The organism is Massilia sp. Dwa41.01b (assembly GCF_014171775.1).
Taxonomy (GTDB): Bacteria; Pseudomonadota; Gammaproteobacteria; order Burkholderiales; family Burkholderiaceae_D; genus Telluria.
The window spans coordinates 2,175,251-2,198,348 of record NZ_CP050454.1; the positions used below are offsets into that span (position 1 = coordinate 2,175,251).

The 23,098-nt window shown below is 64.9% G+C and carries 18 protein-coding genes; 14 read left to right on the forward strand and 4 right to left on the reverse strand.

What is annotated here, in order from left to right:
* Nucleotides 1–18: 18 nt before the first annotated feature.
* The 4 genes from G4G28_RS09930 to G4G28_RS09945 all read left to right on the forward strand — a co-directional run bounded on the left by G4G28_RS09930 (nt 19) and on the right by G4G28_RS09945 (nt 7,277).
* Nucleotides 19–456, forward strand: a complete 438-nt coding sequence (locus G4G28_RS09930) for a DUF3617 family protein (protein ID WP_183108297.1) — start codon at nt 19–21, stop codon at nt 454–456.
* A gap of 59 nt (nt 457–515) precedes the next feature.
* A complete protein-coding gene (locus tag G4G28_RS09935) occupies nt 516–1,136 on the forward strand; it encodes a hypothetical protein (protein WP_183108298.1) in 621 nt (206 codons plus the stop codon).
* Between the two features lie 220 nt (nt 1,137–1,356).
* On the forward strand, nt 1,357–6,624 hold the full coding sequence (locus G4G28_RS09940; RefSeq protein WP_183108299.1) for an RHS repeat-associated core domain-containing protein: 5,268 nt from the start codon (nt 1,357–1,359) through the stop codon (nt 6,622–6,624).
* Complete coding sequence (locus G4G28_RS09945; RefSeq protein WP_183108300.1) at nt 6,621–7,277, forward strand: hypothetical protein; 657 nt, start codon at nt 6,621–6,623, stop codon at nt 7,275–7,277. Before G4G28_RS09940 ends, G4G28_RS09945 begins: the two co-directional genes overlap by 4 nt.
* Before the next feature lie 95 nt (nt 7,278–7,372).
* Here the strand turns inward: G4G28_RS09945 and G4G28_RS09950 are convergent, their stop codons facing one another.
* A complete protein-coding gene (locus G4G28_RS09950) occupies nt 7,373–7,861 on the reverse strand; it encodes a hypothetical protein (RefSeq protein ID WP_182988154.1) in 489 nt (162 codons plus the stop codon).
* Between the two features lie 304 nt (nt 7,862–8,165).
* On the opposite strand from G4G28_RS09950, the gene G4G28_RS09955 reads away from it, so the two are divergent.
* Complete coding sequence (locus tag G4G28_RS09955) at nt 8,166–9,128, forward strand: MBL fold metallo-hydrolase (protein ID WP_229424955.1); 963 nt, start codon at nt 8,166–8,168, stop codon at nt 9,126–9,128.
* A gap of 15 nt (nt 9,129–9,143) precedes the next feature.
* Here G4G28_RS09955 and G4G28_RS09960 read toward each other — a convergent pair whose 3' ends face one another.
* Nucleotides 9,144–10,424 carry a family 1 glycosylhydrolase gene (locus tag G4G28_RS09960; protein WP_182988155.1) on the reverse strand — a complete coding sequence of 427 codons (1,281 nt, stop codon included), beginning with the start codon at nt 10,422–10,424 and terminating at the stop codon, nt 9,144–9,146.
* Between the two features lie 970 nt (nt 10,425–11,394).
* Here G4G28_RS09960 and G4G28_RS09965 point away from each other — a divergent pair.
* The 3 genes from G4G28_RS09965 to G4G28_RS09975 all read left to right on the forward strand — a co-directional run bounded on the left by G4G28_RS09965 (nt 11,395) and on the right by G4G28_RS09975 (nt 13,921).
* Nucleotides 11,395–12,198 (forward strand): hypothetical protein, encoded by an 804-nt coding sequence (locus G4G28_RS09965; RefSeq protein ID WP_183108301.1) that lies wholly within the window; start codon nt 11,395–11,397, stop codon nt 12,196–12,198.
* Between the two features lie 210 nt (nt 12,199–12,408).
* Entirely contained in the window at nt 12,409–12,621 is a 213-nt protein-coding gene (locus G4G28_RS09970; RefSeq protein ID WP_183108302.1) for a TonB family protein, read from the forward strand.
* A gap of 169 nt (nt 12,622–12,790) precedes the next feature.
* A complete protein-coding gene (locus G4G28_RS09975; protein ID WP_183108303.1) occupies nt 12,791–13,921 on the forward strand; it encodes a polysaccharide biosynthesis/export family protein in 1,131 nt (376 codons plus the stop codon).
* A gap of 297 nt (nt 13,922–14,218) precedes the next feature.
* On the opposite strand, the gene G4G28_RS09985 is transcribed toward G4G28_RS09975, so the two are convergent.
* Together G4G28_RS09985 and G4G28_RS09990 are read right to left on the reverse strand one after the other, a co-directional pair.
* Nucleotides 14,219–16,000, reverse strand: a complete 1,782-nt coding sequence (locus G4G28_RS09985) for a nucleoside-diphosphate sugar epimerase/dehydratase (RefSeq protein WP_229507988.1) — start codon at nt 15,998–16,000, stop codon at nt 14,219–14,221.
* 669 nt (nt 16,001–16,669) lie between these two features.
* Nucleotides 16,670–17,614 carry an N-acetylmuramoyl-L-alanine amidase-like domain-containing protein gene (locus tag G4G28_RS09990; RefSeq protein WP_182988161.1) on the reverse strand — a complete coding sequence of 315 codons (945 nt, stop codon included), beginning with the start codon at nt 17,612–17,614 and terminating at the stop codon, nt 16,670–16,672.
* Nucleotides 17,615–17,847: 233 nt separating this feature from the next.
* On the opposite strand from G4G28_RS09990, the gene G4G28_RS09995 reads away from it, so the two are divergent.
* The 6 genes from G4G28_RS09995 (at nt 17,848) to G4G28_RS25695 (ending at nt 23,097) form a co-directional block, all read left to right on the forward strand.
* Nucleotides 17,848–20,874, forward strand: a complete 3,027-nt coding sequence (locus tag G4G28_RS09995) for a TonB-dependent receptor (protein WP_182988162.1) — start codon at nt 17,848–17,850, stop codon at nt 20,872–20,874.
* Nucleotides 20,875–21,188: 314 nt separating this feature from the next.
* Nucleotides 21,189–21,353, forward strand: a complete 165-nt coding sequence (locus tag G4G28_RS10000) for a hypothetical protein (protein WP_182988163.1) — start codon at nt 21,189–21,191, stop codon at nt 21,351–21,353.
* Nucleotides 21,354–21,393: 40 nt separating this feature from the next.
* Nucleotides 21,394–21,570 (forward strand): hypothetical protein, encoded by a 177-nt coding sequence (locus G4G28_RS10005; protein WP_182988164.1) that lies wholly within the window; start codon nt 21,394–21,396, stop codon nt 21,568–21,570.
* A gap of 234 nt (nt 21,571–21,804) precedes the next feature.
* Nucleotides 21,805–22,173, forward strand: a complete 369-nt coding sequence (locus tag G4G28_RS10010) for a LiaI-LiaF-like domain-containing protein (protein ID WP_182988165.1) — start codon at nt 21,805–21,807, stop codon at nt 22,171–22,173.
* Nucleotides 22,166–22,933, forward strand: coding sequence for a LiaI-LiaF-like domain-containing protein (locus G4G28_RS10015; RefSeq protein WP_229424957.1), 768 nt, complete (start codon nt 22,166–22,168; stop codon nt 22,931–22,933). Before G4G28_RS10010 ends, G4G28_RS10015 begins: the two co-directional genes overlap by 8 nt.
* Complete coding sequence (locus G4G28_RS25695) at nt 22,933–23,097, forward strand: hypothetical protein (protein ID WP_229424958.1); 165 nt, start codon at nt 22,933–22,935, stop codon at nt 23,095–23,097. Before G4G28_RS10015 ends, G4G28_RS25695 begins: the two co-directional genes overlap by 1 nt.
* Nucleotide 23,098 lies beyond the last annotated feature (1 nt).

Here is a 23,098-nt window from a genome sequence, read left to right on the forward strand (position 1 = left end):
CACCCGGAGACACAAACAATGCGTAGAACGATTCTCGCCGCAGTCACGTTGGCGACCCTCCAGTTGCCGTGCTCCGCCGGTGACACCATTCCTTTTCCTAAGCTATTGGAGGGACAATGGGAGTCGACGTTCAATGACGTCGGATCGGATGGGCAGATGTCGCAGGCGCCCAGGACTTTCGTCATGTGCGTGCTGCCGACAGCGAACATGCAGCGCGCTGTCGAACGCCTGCGCGACGAGGAAAGCTGCAAGCATCGTGTCATTGCGAGCGATACCAACAGCGTGACGTACGCACTGACCTGTCCAAAGCAGGATGGCGACACGCATACGGTTGTCACCGTGACCGCCCTCGATGAGCGCCACTATCGCATGACGGTCAAGACCGAAGAGGGCAGCAGCGAGGCGACGAATCGGTGGCTCGGGCAGTGCAAAACCGGGACGGAGAAATCAGAGTGAACGAAACACGACGGCGCTTCATCGGCTTCCTTGTCGCAGCGAGCTGCGTCGTCACGGGCGTGCTGAACGTCCACGCCGCGCCGCCGCCGGGAGCGGCAAGCCAGTATCGGCTGCTCGACCTGGCCGCGTGCAGGAAACCGGCCGCGGTCGCTCCCGCATTGCCGGGGCCGACCTTCGAAGCGTATGGGGCGCAGCGCCGCTTGCTGAACCTGGACGGCAGTGGCCGATGTGTCTTGATGGATTTCTGGATCGCGCGCCTGGGCGGGAGTGAGAGCCCTGGCATGCGCGTGCTCGAGCATCGGTTCATGCGCGTCGTCCACCGAAAATGGCAGCCCTTCGATACGCCATTGCGGTGGTATCCCTTTGCGGTGCAAGAGCGCAGGTCCGGCAAGACCTACCTGGTGGACGTACCGACCGAAGAAGACCTGGACGACTTCATGGTGCTGAAAACCGGGGTGCCTCGGGTATTCACGGTGACCGGCTGGGTCGATCAGCAAGGCTTCGTTTCCGAACTGGCCTTGCAGGAAGTGACCGAGGGCCGTGCGGATATTCTGCGCGCCCTGTCGGTGTTACTTGAAACCCGCGCCATCTCCGGGCGTGCCGCACCCGCCGCGGAGCGTGCCCGTATTCGTGCATTGCGGGACGCGGCGAACGCCGCCTCGCCATCAACTTCTCCGTAAACGACATCGGCCGCCAATGTCGCCATTACAACGGCCGCGTCATCAAAAACATACTAAATGTTCAAGATGTCGATGTAATATGTGATTGTTAAATGGTCGAGTATTAACGGTTACCAGATGTCCGGAAACCGCGCGCGGCCAGACGCATGAACATGGGGAGGGCGTCCGGTTTCCGGCACGCCGAAGAGTGTAACGCTTCACTTTTCTACTACAACACACAATGTCCAAAACTGCCTTGTACAAGGTCTTGCTGCATGCCGCGCTGTCCGCGGTCCTGCTCAATGGCGCCACCGTCGGCGTGCGTGCCCAGACGACGCTCCCCGGCTTTCCGTTTCCGCCACCCGCCTGCCCTCCGAATACCAGCTGCGTCCCTGGCACGCCGCCATTCACGCCGCCAGGCACGAATCCGCCGGGCACCTGTGGGCCCGGTAATAGCGGCAGCACCTGCGGCCAGGGCGGGCCGGCCACGATCGGCAGCAACAGCAGCGTCAATGTCGGCGCCGGCAATCCGATCAACCTCATCAACGGCAACAAGTATCAGCGCGAAGTCGACATGGCGCCGCTGCCGGGCGTGCTGGGGCTGGAGATCGTCCGCCACTACAACAGCAGCCTGTCCGGCCCCGGTGCATCGACCAACCTGGTCGGGCGTGGCTGGAAGCTGTCGTACGAGACCGATTTGTACGTGGTCGGCCGCACGCTGCAGATCGTCCAGGCCGACGGTAGCCGCATCATCTTCAGCCGCGATCCGGCCAACCCGTCGCTGTGCGCCAGCGACAATCCCGACGAAGGCACGGTCAGCGTGCGCCAGGGCCGCGGCGGCGAGGAATATCTGTGGCGCATGGCGGACGGCCGCGAGCTCAGTTTCAACAACAAGGGCAAGCTGGTGCAGATCCTGGCGCCGACGGGGGAATTTGTCAGCCTGCAGCATGACAGCAAGGGCTGGCTGGTCAGCGTGACCGATCCCCAGGGCCGGGTACTGCGCCTGAACTACCTCGACAAGGCCAGCGCCAGCGCCGGCAACGCCTTCCGCGGCGTGCAGAGCATCGACAGTCCGCTGGGCCGCTATACCTATGCCTACGGCAGCAAGCCTGCGCAAGGCGCTGCCGTCGCCCCGAACGTGCTGCTGGCGAACCTGGTGCGCGTGAATTACCCGCAAACGGGCATGGGCCGCAGCTATCACTACGAAGATGCACGCTGGCCGACCCTGCTGACGGGGATCAGCGTCATGGACGCGGGCAAGCTGGCGCGCCTGTCCGCCTATGGCTACGGGGCCGACGGCAAGGCCGTGCTGACCAAGCAGGCCGGCGACACCAACAAGGTGACGCTGGAATTCGGCGCCGGCCGCACGCTGCTGACCAATAGCCTGGGCCAGAAAACCGAGTACCGCCATGCGATCGTTGGCGGCCAGTACCAGCTGCTGGAAGTGCGGGGGCCCGGCTGCGCCACCTGCGGCGAGACCAATGTGCGCTACCAGTACGACCCGTCCGGGCGCCTCACCGAGACGGTCAAGCTGAGCGACGCCGGCCAGCCCCTGCGCGGCCTGCGCACGGAGTTCGACGCGCTGGGGCGTCCTGCGAAAATCAGCCAGCTGGTGTATGTGGGCGGCAAGCCGCAAGCCGGCAAGCTAAGCATGCGCTATGTGTACCGCGAAGCCGGCTTGCCGGCCCAGGTGGCGCGTCCGAGCGTCGTGCCGGGCAGGGAGGCGCTGACCTCGATTACCTACAACAGCGCCGGCCAGCCGCTCGAAGTGAGCGAAAGCGGCTGGGCGCCGGGCGCGGGCGCCGAGCCTGTGGCGATGACGCGCAGCACCCGCTATGGCTACCGCCGCATCAACGGCCGCAGCGTACTGGCCAGCGTCGACGGCCCGCTGCCGAACGGCCCGACCGCGAGCCCGCGCGATTCCGATATCACCCTGCTCGAGTGGGACCCGAAGGGCAACGCCATCGTCGCCGTGACGGGCGCCGGCAATGTGCGCAGCACGCTGGAATACGACGCTCTGTGGCGCATCGCCAGGGTCACCAACGCGGGCGGCGCGTCCAGCAGCTTCAGCTACGACGCGCGCAACCGCCGCAGCGCGGTCGCTAGCAGCGGCATTGTCTACCAGACGCGCTTCGACGCCATGGATCGGGTGGCCGAGACCGGCATTACCCGCAAGGGCGCCTATACCGCATTGACGAAGCAGGGCGCCGACCTGACGGGACGCGACAGCTGGAGCGTGACGCACGAAGGCGTGCTGTCGCGCCGGCTGGCCGATAGCGAAGGACGTGTGCTGGAAGCGAGCACCCAGGCGGGCTCGATGCGCCAGGTCCGCCTGTTTGGCTACGACGAGGCCAACCACCTGGTGAGCGTGACGGATGGTTCCGGCATCACGCGCCAGATCGTCTGGAATGCGCTGGGCCAGGTGGCGGCGCGGGTCGACGCGCTGGGGCGCGAACAGCGCTACCGCTACGATGCCGACGGCCAGATGGTCGAAGTGACCGATGCGGCCAATACTCCGTTCGCCGGCAGCATGACGGTCGGCCGGGATGCGCTTGGCCTGACCGACGAGATCCGTGCGCCCAACGGTGCGCGCACGCGCTACGTCAACGACGACTTCGGCCGCACCCTGGTCGTGTCCAGCCCGGACAGCGGCACCGTCACGCGCAGCTACGACCTGGCCGGCCGCGTGATCGGCAGCACCGACAGCCACGGCAACCGCGCCACCTATGCGTACGATGCGGCCGGGCGCATTGCGCGCCAGACGATCCTCAAAGCCGGCAACGGCAAGCCGGTGACCACCACCTGGCGCTGGCAGGGCAGCGACCTGCTGGCGATCGACCATCCGGCGCAGAGCGAGCGCTATACCTACGACGCCAATCACCGCTTGCTGGCCAAGACCGTTACCCTGCATCGCGCCGGGGCGGAGCCGATCGTCAGCCGTACCAGCTACGAATACGATGCCGACGGCCAGCCGCGCAGCATCACGCTTGCCGATGGCAGCGTCATCGAATACAAGCGCAATGCCCAGAATGCGCTGGTGGCGCTGGAACGCCACCGGGTGCGCACGTCCTGGCTGCGCTGGTTGCTGCCTTCGCAGACGCTGGTGTCGAAGATCGAGCGCGACCAGGTCGATATCAGCGCTTTCGAATATGGTAACGGCGTGCAGGCGCGCTACCAGCGCAGCCCGGAGGGGACGCTGGCACGCATCGTCTACCGCCGCGCGCAGGACCCGGCGCCGGGCACGGTCGTGGCCTCGGCCGGCATCGAGCGCCTGCTCGGGATCGCACCTGCCCATGCGGCCATGGCCCCTGCCACGGCGGCTCAGCCGGTAAACGTGCTTGGACTGCCGCGCGAGCCGAACAGCCTGTTCGACTCGCGTTACCTGTGGGACGTGCAGGGCAACCTGCTGGGCGTGCGCGGCAACGACGAGACGCGCGACTATGCTTACGATGCCCAGGACCGCCTGATCGTCGAGGCGCGCACCCGCACCACCTCCGGCCTGCGCCAGGTGTCGCAGGAGGGGCCGGCAATCGACGCCCGTTACTTCTACGATGCCAGCGGCAACCGCCTGCTCGCCCAGCAGCCGGCCGCCGGCGTGGACGCGGCCACCGTGCGCACGGCTTACCAGCCAGGCGCCAATCGCCGTTCGAGTGAGGCTGGAGGCGCTCAGCCGATCCGGTACGATGCCAGCGGCCTGCCGCTCTCGATCGGCAAGCGCGCCTTCGAATGGGATGCGCTGGGCAAGCTGACGGCCGTGCGCGAGGACGGCAAGGATGTCGCCGCCTACAGCTACAACCACCGCGGCGAGCGCATCGCCAAGACGGCGGCGGGCGACACGCGCCACTTCCTCTACACCGGCCGCAAGGTCGCAGCCGAACTCGATGCACACGGCCGCGTGACGCGCGAATACCTGTACCTGGCCGACAAGCCGGTCGCCATCATCGATCATGCCGACGGTGTGCAGCCGGAGAGCGGGGAACGTTCGGGCACCGGGCAGGCATGGCACGACATCGGCCTGGTCTTCAAGTCCTGGCTCGGCAACGCGCGCGAAGCGGTCGCCTACCTGCACACCAACCACCTGGGCGCACCCGAGGTGGCGACCGACGCCGCGGCGAAGCCGGTCTGGGTGGCGCAGTACAGCGGTTTCGGCGTGATCGCAGTGAGCCACAACCAGGACGCGTTCGTGCAGCCGCTACGCCTGCCTGGCCAGTACGAGGACGGCGAGACCGGGCTGTACTACAACGACCACCGCTACTACGACCCCCGCGAGGGCCGCTACCTGAGCCCGGACCCGCTGGGACTGCGGGCCGATATCAACAGCTATGCCTACGTCAGCAACAATCCGCTCAGGTACATCGACCCGGAAGGGCTGGTGCTGTTCGCGTTCGACGGGACCGGCAATACCCGGGATGATGCCTGGCTGGCGGCGAACGGCGGCTCGCGCTCGAACGTGTCGCAGTTCTTCGATCGCTACCAGGATGGACCGAAATACTATATTTCCGGTGTCGGCACGGTCGATACCAGCGATGCCGCGCGACCGATACGCCCCGGCGATTTTGTCCCCTGGTACAACGTCTTGCCGAATGAGACAGCCGACATGGCGTTCAATTATTCGGGCAACGCCAGGATCGTTCGGATGGAAGAGTATTTCAATAACGCTGCCGATACGGCGGCCGACGACGACGTCATGGAGATCGATATCGTCGGCTTCAGCCGCGGCGCTGCGCAGGCCCGCGACTTCTCGAACCGGATCGCAGCCCGTACCACGGACGGCTGGTACAAGTACACCGTCAAGGGAGCAAATGGCGAAGACATCGTGAAATGCCAGAAAGTCAATTTCCGCTTCCTGGGCCTGTGGGACACCGTGCTCAGTACGAACAGCGGACCCGCGTACAACCTGGCCATTCCCGCGCAGTTCGCGCACGTTTCGCATGCGGTTGCCCTCAATGAATTCCGCGGACAGTCGGTCCGCGATCTGCCCGGTGGCAGGTTTGGCGCCTTCCCGCTCGAATCGATCGGTGGCGCGCCAACGCCCGACGGGAAAGTCAGGATCGAACGCGGCTTCCTCGGTGCCCATGCCGATATCGGTGGCGGCTTCGGCGCGGGCGAAAACCAGCTGGCGCAGGTTGCGATGGAGTGGATGGTCAAACAGGCAGCCACTGCCGGGGTGAAGGTAGACGACGCGCCACGTACCGTGATCGCCACGACGGTGTTGCACGACAAGAGCAACAACCAGAACACGCCCGACGGCGTTCCCACGCAAGAGGACCGGGAGGTGCGCTACCGGGACGGCACCAGGACGACCCAGCGCCAGATGGACGGTGTCGGCATGAAGTTCAGTGACACCGGCCAGTTCATCAGCTACCGTCCGGGAACGGTAAATGGTAGCGGTAACACGGTGCGGGGACCGGTTCCGGGCTTTGGCACAGGCACCGTGGATATGAAGGGCTATCTCAAGTGGCTCAAGGAAAACGGTTACGATCTCAATTTAACGGTGCAAGGTCCATGAAACGTCCGGTCTCCATCCGTAAAGTAAGCCCTATGCGTCGCAGCATGTTATGGATCGCCGCGCTGTTGCCTGCGGTGGCAGCCTGCGCCCGCGGCGCCAGTCGCCGTGACGACGCACCCCGTGCCATCCGGATCGGTGTATTGCGCCTGGACGCCAGGACCGATAAATGCGGCGTAGAGATCTATGACGACAAGGGATACCGGATCGATGGCGGTTCCCTGGTCAACCTGAAAAACGTGGGCAATTCGAGCTTCCCCGGTGGGGAACGCGGTCTGCCAGCCTTTATTCGCGCGACCTGGACAGCCTGCCGGTCGACCCCAAGCGGGGCGCTTACCGGCTATGGCAGTCCCGTGATCGCCGACTACACGGCGAAGGTCGCTGAACGTATTCCTGCCGAGGTGTTGGAGTTCCTGCGCACCAAGGGTGGCAGCCTGAGACTGAAGATCCGCCTCGTCGATGATGGCGTTCTAGTCGGATGGGATGTGGAGAAAATCGTTTCGGCGGCAAGCTGGAAGCCTGGCGATGGGCCTTCGGGCGTGCATTACTACATGGCCGGCGGCGACTTCCGCGAAGACCAGGTTGTCAACGGCAAGGTCGTCGAACGGGGCTGGGAGCATCCGCCCAGTAGCGTCAGCAACCTGAAGCGACCCTAGCGTCGTCCCAGGCAGGCGCAGTTGCACGGCGCGGGGCAGCGCCGCGATCTGTTTTGCTTCACTATCCCGGTATGTGTTACCGGATCGCCGTCCCTTCAGTGCGCAGGCCCCGCAGCCTGCTCCTTCGTGGCTGTACGGGCGAAGGCGCGTGCCAGCACCGCATGGCGATGTTCGAAGAACTTCTTGACGAACCAGCCGACCACCGGACCGCCAAAGCGTGGCGAGAAGGTCAGGTTGTCGGTGACGCAGGTGCCGCCGGCAACAGAGGTAATGATGCGCTCGTGACGCCAGGAGCGCATCGACAGGAGCGGTGACTGCTCGACGAAACGGTGGCCCGGAACGATTTCCGAGAAGGTCAGTTTCGACATGTCGACCGGGAAGATACCCAGCAGCAGGAACTGGCACCGGCAGAGCGGCTTGTCGAGCGTCGTGTCTTCGCCGATATGGGTCATCCCTTTCGGGAAGGTGATCTTCAGCACAGGCCACATTTCCTGCTTGATGCCGCGGATCGAGGTGGACCAGGTCCAGACGTCCGCAGGCGATGCGGGAACGGTGGTTGTCAGGGTGTGTCTTATGGTTGTCATCTGGTGTCCTCGCTGCGCTTGTTGTGAAGGCATCCGACAAAACCGCCGTTGCCTGGTGCGACGCGTCGGCGTCTGCACCGGCTCCCGTGCCGGTTTGTGGAGGCAAGGACATTTTGGTCCGGATTGTTACACCGCTCCGTTCGCTATTTCGCAGTTCTGCGGAAAACCAACATCGCCCGGGCAAGCACTTGCGACGCTAGGCAGGTGTTGGCATTTTGCAAACGGACGCCGCCAGACTGGCCTTCGTGATAACGTTTAGACATCGTGAGCCCATCGGTAAAGGCTCGACCATGACGGAGTCGGTATGCGTGTTCATCGTTGGTTCGGCGGCGCGGTCGTGTGCATCGCGCTGGGAATGTCGTTCACCGCGCGCAGCAATGCGCAGGAGGGGGCGCGTCCGGCAGCGGCACCCGGGGACACATTCACGCTGAAGCTGCCCGGCCCGGCCGATACGGCGGCGGCCGATACGGGCACCGTCCAGTTCATCGGCACGGCCACCGTGCTGATCCGCTACCAGGGCCTGACCATCCTGACCGACCCGAATTTCCTGCACAAGGGCGAACACGTCCACCTCGGGTATGGCCTGACTTCGCAGCGGCAAACCAATCCGGCCATCGACTTCGACAAGCTGCCACCGATCGACCTCGTCATCCTCTCGCACATGCATGACGACCATTTCGACAAGCTGGTGCAGGAAAAGCTCGACCGCAGGATTCCCATCGTGACCACCCGCGAGGCCAGCGAAAAACTCAAGCGCCTCGGCTTCCAGCAGCGTTTCGCGCTCAGCGAGTGGGACCGCCTTGACGTTACCAAGGGCAGCGCCCACTTGCGCATCAGCTCGGTTCCGGGGCGCCACGGCGCGGCCGGGGTCTCGGTGCTGCTGCCGAAGGTCATGGGCAGCGTGCTCGACTTCGGCGCGAATCCGGACACCCCGGACTACCGCATGTATATCAGCGGCGATACGCTTGTCTACGACGATATCCGCAGCATTCCCCAGCGCTTCCCCGGCATCGACCTGGCGCTGCTGCACCTGGGCGGTACCCGCATCCTGGGCGTGTTCAAGGTCACCATGGACGGCAAGGACGGCGTGCAGATGATGCAGATCGTCAAACCGAAAAAGACGATTCCGATCCACTACAACGACTACGATGTGTTCAAGTCGCCGCTGGCCGATTTCGCGCGCGAGGTCAAGTCGGCCGGGCTGGAGGAGAGCGTCGTTTTCCTGGCGCATGGCGACACCTATACCTTCACGCTGCGCAAGCACTGACGCGCCCTTGCGGGTTCAGCCCAGCGGTGCTTCGTCGCTCGGCGAGGCCGGATCGAGCGAGGTCAAATCGGCCGCGTAGGCGTGCGGCATCACGACCGGTACCTGCAGGCAGATGCTCTTGGTTGGCAGTACCGCTTCCCAGTCCTTGACGAGCTCGCGGTAGGCCACGCCGACCGGCCGAATCTTGCGGTCCAGGTCGAATAATCCGAGGGCATTCACGTTGCCGCGGTCTTCGCGCAGCGCACTGTCCCAATCGACCTGGTCGGTCAAGGAATACCAGGTAAAGCCGACCAGCGGCACCCCGTTGTTGCGCACGCGCAGCACGTTGGCCCATTCCTTCTTCAGCCAATACACGGCTTCGTCGCCGGCCGGGCCCTGGCACAGGTTGGTTTCGGTATGCATTACCGGCAGCCGGTAGCGGTTGTAGTACTGGTGGGTGATGACGGCATAACCGAAGATTTCGCCTGCGGCGCGCGTCAGGCCATCGGCGGAGACGTAATGCTCGTTGGTCTGGTAATAATCGTTCCCCATGATGCAGTGGTGCTTCAGGTTATGCTGGAGGAAGAAATGGTATTCCTCGCGCGTCATCCCGTTGTCGAGCAGGTATTCATACATTTCCGAATCGACCCGGCGGCCGTAGTTCAGGTCCAGCGCCAGGAAGCGGCGGGCGTTGTTGATTTCGGCGGGGCCGATGGCCTCGGGCGCCTCGGCATGGAAATATTCGGTCGATTCGCTCTGGATGAAGAGGGCGTCGGGGCGCACTTTCAGGATGGCGTGCATCGCCAGGATATTCGCCTTGACCAGGTGCTTGATGGCTTTCACGAAGGCGGCATCGCTGCGCGCTTGTTCGTTCCACCAGCCGTACAGTGTGGAAAACATGGCGCAGATCCACATCTCGTTGATCGGCGTGTACATCTGCACCCAGGGAAAACGCCGCGCGAAAACCCCGGCGTAGGCCGCGAACAGTTCGGGGAAATCCGGATTCTGGAAGTTACCGATCCAGTCGGGTACCCCGAAATGGCAGAGGTCGACGATGGGCGCGATGTTACGGCGCTGCAGGTCGGCAAAGGCGAGGTCGGCGAATTCCCAATCGAAGCGGTTCGGTCCCAGGAAAGTGCGGTGCAGTGGCGGGCCGTAGCGCAGTACCCGCAAGCCGAGTTCTTCGACCAGTTCGAAATCGCGCTGCCAGTAGCGGTAATGCGCGCATTTTTCGAGTTCGTCCATCCGGACGCGCCCGCCGTGAATCGTCGGATTGCTGTTCTCGATGCCGGTCGCAAAAATAAACCCTGGATACATGGACGTCTCCTTCGTCACAGTCGACCCAAGCAGTATCGTCCACGGCAGTGCCGAATGCTAGCGTGCGTGCGCGCCGCCACGGTAAAGGTTATGCTGGCAGCTCAACCATTCCCCGCCCCCCCCGCATGCCATCCACCACCCGACCGCAAGTGCCCGACCTTGCCCACCGCCGCATGGCGATCGGTCTGCTGGTGTCGCTGCTCGTGCATGCGGTGATCCTGTCCGTCCACTTCGGCATCCCGGGCATGCGCGCGGGCGGGGCGAGCCCGATCAGCGTCACACTGGCGCCGCTGCCGCCGCTGCCACCATTGGCGCCTCCCGTTGCCACGCTGCCGCCACTGCCGGACCCGCCGTCGCTTGCGCTCGACACTGCGCCTCGCGGGGCGACCCCGCCATCCGAGCTGGCCAGGCGGCGCCATTACCTGCTTCCGCGCCGCCAGCGCATTCCGGGTTGCGCCTGTTCGACCCGCTGCCCAAGGCCCCGCCGCCCGCACCCGTGGCAGCCAGGACCAGGCCTGTGTCCAGGCGCAGGCGTGCCCCGCGCGCCCCGGCTGCGTCCGCGCCCGAAAGCACGGTCGCGGTCATTGCCCAGCAGGATAATCCGGAAGCGTCGTTCAAGGTACCACTGGAAGGACCTGTGCCGGCCGCACCGGAGCCGGAGGTGGCGCAAGCGGAACCGGAAGCGGCCGACGATGTCGTCGATGATGCGGACGAGCGAGCGCTGGCCCGGAGCGGGAGCGCCTGGCCGAGGAGGAAGCGAGGCTGGCCGCTGAGCGCATTGCTCAGGAGGATGCAGCACGGGGGAGGCACTGGAGCGCACGCGACTGGCTGAACAGCAACGGCAAGAGGCCGAGCGCTCGCGCGAGCAGGCTGCGCAGCACGCCCGGCGCAACAGCAACGCGAACAGGAGCAGGCCAGGCTGGCCGAGCAGGAGAGGTCGGCCGCAGCCGAGCGTGAGCGCGTAGCTGCATTGCAGCGCGCCGACGCTGCCCGCGAACAGGCGCGCCAGCGCGATCTGGCCATCGCGGAGAGTGCATTGGCCGAGGAGCGCCGCCGCGAGCAGGAGCGCGAACGGCTGGCAGCGCGGCAGCGCGAGGAGGCGCAGGAGCGGGCGCTCGCGCAGCAACGCGAGGAGGCGACACGGCGTGCACGGGAGGTGGCAGCCCGGGAGGAACAGCGCCGGCTGGCCGAAGACAGCGCGCGGCGGCAGGCCGAGGAGCAGATGCGGCGCCTGGCCGAGGAGAACGTACGGCGCCTGGCGGGGGAGCAGTCACGGCGCCAGGCCGAGGCCGACAGCCGCCGCGTCGCGGAGGACAGTGCGCGCCGGCTGGCCGAGGAAAGCGTGCGGCGCCAGACGGAGGAGGCACGGCGCCTGGCACAGGAGGCCGCACGCAGGCAGGCAGAGGAAGACATACGCCGCGTTGCCGAAACGCGCCAGCGCGAAACACAGGCAGCCCAGCGCCTGGCCGAGGAAGCGGAGCGGCAGCGCAGGCGTGACGAGGAATCGGCGCGGCAGCAGGCGCAGGCCGTCGCGCGCCAGCAGGCGGAAGATGCGCTTGCCGGGCGGCGCCGCGCGGAGGAGTTGGCGCGCCAGCAAGCCGAGGGCGCCAAGCACGCACGCCAGGCGCAACTGGCGGCCGCGCCCGCATCCCCTGCGGGGAGGGCGACGGACTGGCCGGCAACGGTCCCGGCCGCGGAGCTGGCGCGGGAGGAAACGGGACCTTGCCTCGCGGAATGCTGGGGAGCGACCTGGCCAGCCGCGCACGCGAACTGATGCGCGGCATCGACCTGCCGGGCGAGCCCCGGCGGCGCTGCGTCCTGCCCAGCAGTTGCCGGACGGGCGCAGGCGGGTCGTCGACAGCGCCGAGCGCGACGTGCCCGTCCGTCTGTACGTGGACAGCTTCCGCCAGAAAATCGAACGCAATGCCGCGCAAATCCAGATGCGCGTGGCCGGCGGCCCGGTCGCGCCGATCCGCTCGTCAGCGTGGCGTTGCGCAGCGACGGCAGCGTCGACGACATCACCATCGTGCGCTCCAGCGGACGCGCCGACCTCGACGAGGCGGTGCGCCGGATCGTGCGCCTGAACGCCCGTTATGCCGCCTTCCCCGCGAATGTGGCGGCGCAATTCGACGTCATCGAGATCCGCCGTGTGTGGCTGTTTTCCGAGACCCTCAAGCTGCTCGAGGAAGTACGCTGAGCGCCTGAATTTTACGCATGGAAACGCATGCCGGCCGCGCCAGCCGTGCCCATCCGCCTGCCTGTCTTGCCTGAGCCTGCCGTTTGATGTGCATCTAAGCCGCCTGTGGTGGAGGCCGTACGCTGAGTTGGTCAGCAGTGGAACGGCTATTCATTTGATAGGCAAGCTCATGAATTTACCAACAGAAATTTTGTGGCGGCGTTGCGCGCTCCTGGTGAGCGCGCTGGTGCTGGTCGGGTGCGCATCGGGCCTGCAATTCCGGTCCGATGACGGCAAGACCGCGGCAGACCCACCCCCGCCGACCGAAATGATCACCGAGCAGCTGATCGCGGCCGAGAAGACGGCGGCGCTCCAGCAGGGCGAACAGGATCTGTCGCGCCTGATCGTGCGTAATCCGCCACCCTATACGATCGGGCGCGGGGACATCCTGTCCATTGTCGTCTGGGACCATCCCGAACTCGCGGGAGGGGGCATGACGGCTGCCACGGCTGCGCTCGACGCGGCTGGCGCCAACACGGTTTGGCGCAGCGAACGCGCCGCAGCCAGGCTTCGTCGTCGACCACCGGGGCGCATCCAGTTTCCGTTCGCGGGCCTGCTGCCGGTCGAAGGCTTGACCGAGGAACAGGCGCGCGCGCTGCTCACGCAGAAGCTGGCGCGCTACATCGCCAATCCGAACGTCACATTGCGAGTCCAGGCATACCGCAGCAAGCGCGTCTACATCGATGGCGAAGTGAAGTCTCCCGGCCTGCAGGCGATCAACGACATCCCGATGACGCTGGTCGAGGCGATCAACCGCGCCGGCGGCATGCTGCCGACCGCCGACCAGAGCCGCATCGCGCTCGAACGCGGCGATGCGCGCTACCGCATCAACCTGCGCGATCTCGTCCAAAAGGGAATCAACCCGGCCAACCTCATGCTGGCCCCGGGCGACGTCGTGCGCGTGCATTCGCGCGACGAGAGCAAGGTCTTCGTGTCGGGAGAGGTGGTCACGCCACGGGCGCTGACGATGCACAACGGCCGCCTGACCCTCAATGAAGCACTCGGCGAGACAGGCGGCATCAGCCCGCTGAGCGGCGACGCGCGCCAGATCTACGTCGTGCGCAAGACGCCTGAGCGCACCCGCGTGTTCCAGCTCGACGCCCGCCTGGCAGGATCGATCGCCATGGCCGAGTCTTTCGAGCTGCGTCCCAAGGACGTGGTCTACGTGGCCGCTTCACCGCTGGCGAACTGGAACCGTCACCTGAGCTTGCTGTTCCCGGGGGCGCTGACTTCTGCGGTCGGCGTCACCACGCGTCCGTGAGCCGGAGACGACCATGACCAAGCCCTCAGACCACCATCCGCTCACCCCCCATGTGATGCACAGCCCGCCGATTCTGAGTGTTCCTTTCGATCCCCGGCCGCCCCGGAGCACCTCCGACGAACCGACCGTCGACCTCAAGGGGCATTTCAACACGCTCTAGCCGAGTCCGATGATGCCGATGACCGCGGTGCGGTCGCGCAGTTTCGCGGTGAGCTGCTCTAGGAGTGCCGATTGGTGTTCGTCGCGCATGGATATCCTCGCCAACATTGGGGGGTAGGGTGGGGAAGGCGTGCCGCCTCAGGTACGGAAGGGCACGAATTTATGGATGAGGCTGAGCCGGGCTGGCTCGGGCTGGGGCTCGGGTACCGGCGTGGGGACGGCGACGGGCAGTTGTGGCGTGTATTCGCTGACGATGGCCTTGACCATCGATTCGATCATGCCGCGCTCGTGGGTTTCACAGGCCATCATCAGGCAGGTGATGCAGGTTTCGAGCACGCTCGGACGCAAGGCGTTTTCCTTCATGCGCATGATGCGTGGGTGTTCGCTCGGGAACACGGTGCCGTCGGTCAGCAATTCCTCGTGCAGCTTTTCACCCGGAAACAGGCCGACGAACTTGACCTCGATGTCGCCATCCGGGTTTTGCGGCGTTTTTTCGGTCAGGCCGGACATGGCCAGCAGCGTGCGGGCCAGTTCGACGATGCGCACCGGTTCGCCCATGTCGAGCACGAAGACGTCGCCGCCCTTGGCCATCGCACCCGCCTGGATGACGAGCTGGGCCGCTTCGGGGATGAGCATGAAGTAGCGCGACACTTCTGGGTGGGTAATGGTCAGCGGGCCACCGCGGGCGATCTGGCGCTGGAAGAGCGGGATCACCGAGCCGGACGAGCCGAGCACGTTGCCGAAGCGGACCATGCAGAAGGTGGTGCGGGTGCCCGACCGGGCCGCGGCAGCCTGGAAGATCAGCTCGGCGATGCGCTTGCTGGCGCCCATGATGTTGGTCGGGCGCACGGCCTTGTCGCTGGAAATGAGCACACAGGTTTCGACGTTGTGGGTGGCGCAGGCCGAGGCAACCACCTGGGCGCCGAGCACGTTGTTGCGCAGGCCTTCGACGATATTGGTCTCTACCAGGGGGACGTGCTTGTAGGCGGCGGCATGGTAGACCGTATCGACGTGGCTTTCGCCGAGGATGCGCTCGACGAGGTCGGCATTGCAGACGGAACCGAGGTGGGCATCGATGCGCAGGTCGGGAAAGCGGGTGATGAGTTCCTGGCGGATGGTGTAGAGGGCGTATTCCGAGTGGTCGAGCAGGTGCAGGCGGATTGGCGCCAGCGTGACGATCTGGCGACAGAGTTCGCTGCCGATGGAACCGCCGGCACCGGTGACGAGCACGGTCTTGCCACGCACGCAGCGGGCAAACAGGTCCAGGCGCGGCGGCACCGGAGGGCGTCCGAGCAGGTCTTCGAATTTCAGCTCGCGGATCGAGTCGCGCGGCCGGACGCGGTCGTCGGCGAGGTCGACCAGGCGGCTGAGGATTTTCGTGGTGACGCCGGCTCCGGCCAGGCGCTGCATGATGTCGCGCAGCCGCTCGGTCGGCATGGCGGGCACGGCGATCACGACTGTGCGGATGTCGTGGGCGGCGACGAGCTGGGCCAGGCGGTCGGTATGGAAGACGCGCAGGCCCGCAATCGTGCGGTCGATCAGTGCGCGCTTGTCGTCGAAAAAGCAGATCGGACGGTATTCGTCGCTATTGCGCATCGTTTGCGCCAGGCGCGCCCCAGCCTCGCCGGCACCATAGATGGCCACCGCATCGGAAGCCGGACGGCGTGCACTATGGCTGCGCAGGAAATTACGCATGCCGATTCGGGAGGTAACCACATACGAAAAGACGATGAACCAGTAAATGGCCAGGGCACTGCGCGGAAACATGGCGTCGTTAATCGCGAACAGCACGACATAGGCGCACAAGACCGCAATGCCGAGCGCCAGACCGGTGGTACTGAGCAGGCGGCCGTCGATGAAACGGATCACCGCGCGATACAGGTCGGACATCGACAATGCGGCAATGGTAACGAGTGCCACGAGAATATATGAGGCCGGCCCGTAATTGGACGCGAGTTTCAAATCGCCACCTCGCAATAACATGGCGATCAGAAAACAGAGGGGTAATGCAACCAGGTCGATGGCGACCATTAGCGCGATTTTGGTGGTCCGATGCAGCGATACCATTCCGGCGCAAAACTGGCTTAATACACGGTTGGAAAGTGTGAGCATGATGCGCGTTACTCGGTCAGGTGGGTTGCAATAAGAACGGTAAAGGCGATGCGCGGACGGATTCTAAATAAAAGTGCTGCTGGAAATATGAGTGAGCGTTAAATTAAAAGCTGGAGTAAGGGCGGCAATGAGAGTAACTGTTGCTGAGTAAGTTTATTATCGGGCGTCATCGGATTGATGAGTTTGAGGCTGCTCAACCGAGAAATGTGAATTAAAACGAAAAGGTCTGTTTATTTAATTCTGGAAATGACTCCAGGAAATTAATAGGCCGTTTCCGCGAGATTAATTCCAATTGGAATTAATTTGCGGCAGGATGAAAAGAAGGGAGAAGGTGGCGCTGTGCGCCTACCGGGCAGCCCGAGCGGGGGCACGGCCATTTCATGCGGGATGGAGGCGCAGGCGCGAACGGCCGCCATGCGCGGCCCGTGCAGGGTAGTAGCAGGGACGGCGGCAGGATCCGGACGCCATCCCTGTCGATCAGGTCCCCGGGCGTGGCTGTGGCGCCATTGGCGGCACCACGATATTGTCGTTCAGACGCAGGAATTTGAATCCGGCCAGGCGCTGGCCGTTCTTGCCTTCACGCGCATCGCGCGCTTCGCGTTCGAGCGCACGCCCGATGAAGGAGTCGAAGCTTTCCTCGCGCACCCTGGGCGCCTGCGAATGCAGCAAGCGCCGCTCGCCGCCCGGCCCCAGCACCACCAGACCGACGTGCGAGGCCCAGTGCTCGCCGTCGCGCGTCGAGATCACGTTGACGAAATCGCCCTCCTGCAGCTGGCCGGCGATGGCGGACACCGCTTCCTTCGGTACATAGGTTTGCCGGCTGGTTTCAACCGGGATGTCGCGACGGGTGTTGTGGCGTGTCTGCAAGAAACGCGCGCGGTCGACCCGCATCTCGTAGGAAGGGCCGCCGGCGCCGGCCAGTTCGGCACTGATGTCGGTAACCAGCCAGCGGTTCGCGACGTTCCAGTCCATCTCCGTGTAGTGGTTGCGCGTGGCCACGCCGATCACGCCCTCGCGGTAGCGGATCCGCTGCAGCATCCAGAAGAACTCTTCCCACGAGCGCGACAGGGCCATCGCATAGGTGTGTTCCGCAAAGACAACGCAGTCGCTGCGTTCGAGGCTAAACAACGGCAAATTGTCGTGCACCTCGAAAGGGAACTCGCCCAGCAGGTTCAACAGGTAGGGCTGGCCGAGGTTCTTGCGCCCGATCGCGGCGATACGCTTGCGCAGGTCTGGTTCGGCTTCATGTACCCAGGCGACGTAGCGGCCCGCCTCGGCCGGGCTCATCTGGTAGATCGGTTTTTGCAGCAGGTTCTCGAGGGAGACCGCTGGCATGCCTGCCGAGGCTGGGACGGGCGGGCCGGGAGGGGTGGCGCAGCCGGCAAGGATGGTACCGGCCAGCAGCAGGGGAATGAAGCGCATGGTGGGTCTCCACGATATTTTCCTGCAACGCTAACCTGCCGTCCGCTCTGGTGACAATGAATATTTGTCGCCCGGTCATAACCTTGTTGTCGCGAGTTTCGAACATTCCTTCAAGTTATAGGCGGGGCCGCACAGGGTATTTTTCAGCTGTTAACTTATAGCCAATACTACGAATATGGCGGCGCCTGCCTGCCGACAGCATCACACCCTACCTATATTCAGCAGACAGAACCATGTTCAAACAAAAGCCGCTGGCAGCTGCCGTGTCGATGGCCCTGTGGAACCTGACAGCCGTTCCGGCCATGGCGCAGACGACGGGCCCTGACACCGGGATGCAGACCGTCGAGGTAACCGGGATTCGCGCGTCGATGGCGAAGTCGCTGGGCGTCAAGAAGAACGCGGCCGCCAACGTCGAAGTCATCACCGCGGAAGACGTCGGCAAGATGCCCGACAAGAACCTGGCCGACTCGCTGCAACGCCTGGCCGGCGTTGCCGTGCGCACCGACTATGACGAAGCCGAGAAGGTCTCGATGCGCGGCACCAATCCGGACATGTCGCTCATCATGTTCAACGGCCACTCGGTGTCGGTGGGCGACTGGTACGTGGCCGACCAGGCCTCGAGCTCGCGCTCGACCAGCCTGTCGCTGGTGCCCTCGCACATCCTCAACCAGGCGGTGGTCTACAAGACCAGCCAGGCCAATATCGTCGATGGCGGCCTGGCCGGCACCATCAACGTCACTACTCGCAAGCCGCTGCAGGCCAAGGAGCGTTTCACCGGCGTCATCAGCGGCGGCCTGAGCTATACCGAATTGCCCGACAAGACCGCGCCGGACTTCAATGCCACGCTCAACTGGAAGAACGAGGCCAACACCTTCGGCGTGATGGTGCAGGCCTTCGCCGAGAAGCGCTATGTGCGCCGCGATTCGGTGTCGCGCTTCGCCTACGGCACCAGTAGCGGCTGGGATGTCGTCAACACCTCGACCATGCTGGGCGTGACCGACGCCTCGCTCGCCGGCAGCGGCTACACGGCAGCCGACCTGAACGGCGTACGCCTGCCTGGTTCGATGAGCTCGGAATTTGTCGAATCCGTGCGCGACCGCAAGGGCGGGCTGATCTCGATGCAGTTCAAGCCGAACCAGGACTTCGACGTCACCCTGACCGGTTTCCATTCGGCCATGGACGCGAACAACCACGGCCGCCTGACCTCGAGCGCCATCTACTCGATGTTGCTCGGCAAAAACCAGCCGCTGGGCGCCACCGCCGCTACCTCGGCCAACACAAACTCGAACGGCCAGCGCGTCTATGCGCAAATCCGCAACCCGGTGATCGTGACCGAGCGCACGATGTACGGGCATGAATTGAAAGTGTTGAAGGCGGCCGACATCGTTTTCCCCGACGGCACCACGCCGCAATACGTCGGCAACTCGGAAGGTTTCTTCCGCGACGGCGCCCAGGGCACGGGCTCCTTCCTCGACCTCGACGCCAAGTATCGCGTCAACCAGGACCTGATCCTCAAGGCCCTGCTGTCGACTACCCGCGGCGTCGGCAAGACCGACCGCGACCAGGGCCTGACCCTGGCACGCTACGGCACCGGCATCTCGTACGCGCTGGGCGGCCTGCACGATGCGCCGTTCGTCGCGTATCAGAACGCCGGCAGCAACCAGCCCGGCCTGAACGCGGACGGCAGCGGCTACACCATCGTCGACCGCGCGGCATCGGGCGTGAAGACGGTCGACCGGGAATCGAGCGCGCAGCTTGACGCCGAGTACAAGCTCAATACGCGCTGGGTGCAGTCGCTCGAATCGGGTGTGCGCTTTGCCGACCACAAGCGCACCAGCGGGCGCTGGGGGCCCGCTTTCCGCCAGCCGATCACGATCAACGCCGCCACCGGCCGCGTGACCACGCCGACGCCGACGCCGATGACGGGCTGGGTGCCGTATCCGGGCGACTTCGGCGCAGGCCTCGACGGCAACGGTTGGGACAACACCGGCTTCAGCTACACGCCGGAAGCCACCCGCGCCTATATTTCCGAGAACATCAAGGAAACCTCCAGTGCCTGGGAGCGCCGCGTGAGTTCCGAGATCGACATGCGCGAGCGCCAGGCCTCGGCCTACCTGATGGCCAACCTGGAGTTCGACCGCTGGTCGGGCAACGTCGGCGTGCGCTATGTGCGCACGACGGTCGACGCGAATATTCCGGTGCCGATTCCGGCCGACCCGGCCACTGGCAAGCGTCCGTGCGACCGCTACCCGCCGGGCACCACGCCGGTGCCATGCGCGGCCTATCCGGGCGCGATCAACGACGCTGGCGACGCCTCGGCCCTGTTCGACGCCAGCTCGGGTCTTCCCTTCGATCCGAAGGGGGGCACCATGTACTACAAGACGGCAAGCCACCGCGTCTTCAATAACGTGCTGCCGAGCCTGAACCTGCGCTACGAGATCACACAGGACATGATCGCCCGCTTCGGCGCCAGCCGCACGATCGGACGCCAGAACTACAATGCCTACGGCACCGGCTTCGGCACGCCCGCCTGCGACGCCAGCGGCTGCAAGGTCACCGGTCCCAACCCGGACCTGAAACCCCTGACGTCGGACAATGTCGACCTGTCCTGGCAGTGGTTCTTCGCACCGCGTTCAGCCGTATCGGTAAGCCTCTTCCACTCGAAGATCGATGGTTACGTGAAAACCGGCACCGTCGGCACCTCGACGATCGACCTGACCGACCCGCGTGACAACACGGTCAAGCCCTTCTTCATCAATACCTCGTCGCAACAGGGCGCGGAGATCAGCGGCCTGGAACTGTCGTACGAGCAGCCGTTCGGCGCCAGCCCCTGGGGATTCACCTCGAACGTCAGCCGCGCGAAGACGAAGGTCGACGATGGCCGGCCGATGGTGGGGGCCAGCGAGTGGGCCGGCAACCTGGGCCTCTACTTCGAAAACGACAGGCTTTCGGCGCGCCTGGTTACCAACTACCGTGGCGAGTACGTGAATAGCAGCACGGCGCCTTCGCCGACGGCCAACAGCCAGGGCATGTCGGTGATCAACGGCGTGGCGATGCCGACCGCGCCGACGATGGCGGCACCGGTGACGACGCTGGCCTTCAACGCCAGCTACAACCTCACGCCGAACCTGATCCTGACGTTTGACGCAACCAACCTGACCAACGTGAAGCGCGCCTACTATCGCTACAGCGAAGAGGAGCAGCAGAAGCTGGACGTCAGCGGCCGGCAGTTCTACGTGAACCTGAAATACAAGTTCTGACCGGGGAGCGTAGTGTGACGAGGGGGGAGCCGCGGCTCCCCTTTTTCATGATCATACGGGGCGTGCCGACCGGTGTATGTCCAGTCCTACGCGAAGACGCGCCGCTTTGGCAGCTCATCCGTGCCTCCAGTGTGCGGCAGCTAACAGTGGCGATCGAGCCCAGTCGATATGATGGAGCCGTGTGAGTGAGGCGCCAGCGAATTCGTTCTGCAGGTGGCCAAATATCTCAACAGGTTAGCCGGTCGCCTCGAGGATCGGCACCAATTTTCGGCCGCCGCCGCAGGGCGACGGCTTAATCGACAAGCGGAGGCCGCATGTCTGTCACGACCAAGAATCCACCGAAACACCTGGTGCGCGAATACCTCGAGCGCCGGTCGCGCGATCCGAAACCGCCGCCGACCCCCGAGGAGATCCGCCGCCAGCTTGGGTGGGAGATGGTCTCGCCGTCGCAGATGAAGCTGGCCAGCGGCCGCTCCTGACGCGGGCCTTCCGCGCACACTTTCAACAGAGGAGAAGCACATGACCAAGCGCATTGGCAACAAGCACGAAGCCCAACACCGCGGCCGCGAGGAACGTCTCGACATCCGCCGCATGAACATCGCACGCGAAGCGGTCAAGATCGCCGAAGCCCGTGCCAAGTATCGCAATCAGGTGAAGGGTCAGCCACCGATGAGCCTGTCGGCCTCGGCTGCCTGACCCCGGCACAACGCATCACCATACAGGCAGCAAGCCGCGCTGCCGGAACGAAGCCCGCCGCCAGGCGGGCTTTTTTTCGTCCTTTGCTTTGCCCGCCGCCGCGCTCGCCCCCACATTCGCGCCAGTCGCCGAAACCTTCGCCATTCACCGAGCGCGCGCCGCCGTTCGCCGAAAGCCGCTTTCCAGCCGCGCCGCCCGCCCTTATCGTGCTTACATCACAACACGGAGGGTAATATGAGTGACGATAACTATACGATGCGCAAGCAGATGATGTGGGGCCTGGTCCTGATCGCGGTCGGGACGGTCTTCCTGCTCGACCGCCTGGACGTCCTCGACATGCGCAGCCTGTGGCATTATTGGCCGCTGCTGCTGGTCGTGGCGGGCATCAACCAGACCATCGGCTATCCCAGCGCACGCGAATTCAGGAATGGCCTCTGGACCGTCTTCGTCGGCTTGTGGCTGTTTGCGGTGTTCGAGGGTTTGCTGGGACTGACCTTCGGGAACAGCTGGCCGCTGTTTATCCTGATGGGGGGCCTGCAGATGGTGCTGGCCCCGGTCATTGCCCGCCGCTTCCCGCAATCGAAGGAGAACGACCATGTTTAAGGACACGATGGACGAGCGCCGCGCCGCACGGCAGGCGCGTCGGGAAGCGCGCCGCGATGCCCGCGCCAACCGCAGCGTCACCAGCCAGGTCGTCATGGGCGTGATGGTGATTGCCATCGGCTTGCTGTTCTTCCTCGATAACCTGGACATCATCGACGTCCACGACGCGCTGGCCTTCTGGCCCATGGTGTTCATCTTCGCCGGCGTCGCCAAACTGCTCGATACGTCCAGCCCGAACGGCTACCTGGTCGGCCTGGCCGGGATCGGCATCGGCACCGCGATGATCCTGCAGCGCCTCGGTCTCATTTACGTCAGCTGGCGCAGCGCCTGGCCGCTCGTGCTGATCGGGATGGGAGGCGTACTGGTGTACCGGGCAGTGACCGGCCCGCGCAACCCGACCCACGGTGTGATCGACGACAAGGCCGGCGAGATCGCGCAGACGGTGGACGTGACGGCGGTGCTCGGCGGCTTCGACCGGCGCGTGCACACGCCGGATTTCCGCGGCGGCGAAGTCACCGCGGTCATGGGCGGCTGTGCGCTCGACCTGCGCCAGGCGTCGATGACCGGCGAAGCGATCATCAACGTGTTCGCGTTCTGGGGCGGCGTGACGCTGAAGGTGCCGCCCGACTGGACCGTGATCCTGCACGGTACCCCGATCATGGGCGGCTTCGACGAGAAGACAGTGCGGCCACCCGACAACAGCAAGCGCCTGATCGTCCGCGGCTACGCGATCATGGGCGGCGTGGAAGTACGTAACTGATGTCCGGCACGGTCGACGGCGCGGCCCGGGGCGCGCCGGACAGGCGGCGCAGCATGCTGCTGTACCTGGCCGGCTGGCTGCTGCTGGGCGGCCTGCTGGGCGGAGTGGTTGCCGTCGCCAGCGGCGCCCCCGGGGCGCGAGCCTGCTGTTCGCCGTCCCGCTGAC

Coding starts and splice junctions, on each gene's coding strand:
- G4G28_RS09995 (WP_182988162.1), top strand. CDS start 17,848: ATGTTCAAACAAAAGCCGCTGGCAGCTGCCGTGTCGATGGCCCTGTGG.
- G4G28_RS09930 (WP_183108297.1), top strand. CDS start 19: ATGCGTAGAACGATTCTCGCCGCAGTCACGTTGGCGACCCTCCAGTTG.
- G4G28_RS10015 (WP_229424957.1), top strand. CDS start 22,166: ATGTTTAAGGACACGATGGACGAGCGCCGCGCCGCACGGCAGGCGCGT.
- G4G28_RS09960 (WP_182988155.1), bottom strand. CDS start 10,424: ATGTATCCAGGGTTTATTTTTGCGACCGGCATCGAGAACAGCAATCCG.
- G4G28_RS09940 (WP_183108299.1), top strand. CDS start 1,357: ATGTCCAAAACTGCCTTGTACAAGGTCTTGCTGCATGCCGCGCTGTCC.
- G4G28_RS25695 (WP_229424958.1), top strand. CDS start 22,933: ATGTCCGGCACGGTCGACGGCGCGGCCCGGGGCGCGCCGGACAGGCGG.
- G4G28_RS10005 (WP_182988164.1), top strand. CDS start 21,394: ATGACCAAGCGCATTGGCAACAAGCACGAAGCCCAACACCGCGGCCGC.
- G4G28_RS09945 (WP_183108300.1), top strand. CDS start 6,621: ATGAAACGTCCGGTCTCCATCCGTAAAGTAAGCCCTATGCGTCGCAGC.
- G4G28_RS09990 (WP_182988161.1), bottom strand. CDS start 17,614: ATGCGCTTCATTCCCCTGCTGCTGGCCGGTACCATCCTTGCCGGCTGC.
- G4G28_RS10000 (WP_182988163.1), top strand. CDS start 21,189: ATGTCTGTCACGACCAAGAATCCACCGAAACACCTGGTGCGCGAATAC.
- G4G28_RS09955 (WP_229424955.1), top strand. CDS start 8,166: ATGCGTGTTCATCGTTGGTTCGGCGGCGCGGTCGTGTGCATCGCGCTG.
- G4G28_RS09975 (WP_183108303.1), top strand. CDS start 12,791: ATGAATTTACCAACAGAAATTTTGTGGCGGCGTTGCGCGCTCCTGGTG.
- G4G28_RS10010 (WP_182988165.1), top strand. CDS start 21,805: ATGAGTGACGATAACTATACGATGCGCAAGCAGATGATGTGGGGCCTG.
- G4G28_RS09950 (WP_182988154.1), bottom strand. CDS start 7,861: ATGACAACCATAAGACACACCCTGACAACCACCGTTCCCGCATCGCCT.